The sequence below is a fragment of the Pseudomonas sp. 2822-17 genome (assembly GCF_002742485.1).
GTDB classification, from domain to species: domain Bacteria; phylum Pseudomonadota; class Gammaproteobacteria; order Pseudomonadales; family Pseudomonadaceae; genus Aquipseudomonas; species Aquipseudomonas cyclaminis.
This window is the reverse complement of record NZ_LJRZ01000130.1, coordinates 1-271: the sequence shown is the minus strand read 5'-3', so window position 1 is coordinate 271 and position 271 is coordinate 1. Positions and strand designations below refer to the sequence as shown.

Annotated in this window: 1 protein-coding gene; it reads left to right on the top strand. The window is 35.8% G+C overall.

Translation table 11 applies throughout. The annotated features are described in order from the left end of the window. A partial coding sequence (locus AOA60_RS01235) for an exodeoxyribonuclease VII large subunit (protein ID WP_158235010.1) occupies positions 1-271 on the top strand: 271 nt, incomplete at both ends.

The following is a 271-nucleotide window of genomic DNA, read 5'->3' as shown; positions in this document are numbered from 1 at the left end:
AAAGGATGATGGCTCTAAGGTAAATGCAGTTATGTTTGCAGGAAATAATAGATTCTTAAAATTTCGCCCTAAAAACGGTATGAGTGTGCTCGTAAGGGGAGATATATCTCTTTACGAACCACACGGTCAGTACCAATTATATGTGAAGGAAATGCAACCAGATGGAATTGGTAATTTATATTTAGCTTATGAAGAGTTAAAAAGAAAGCTTGAAATTGCTGGCTATTTTTCAGACGCTGTTAAGAAGCCAATTCCAATTATGCCTAAATCC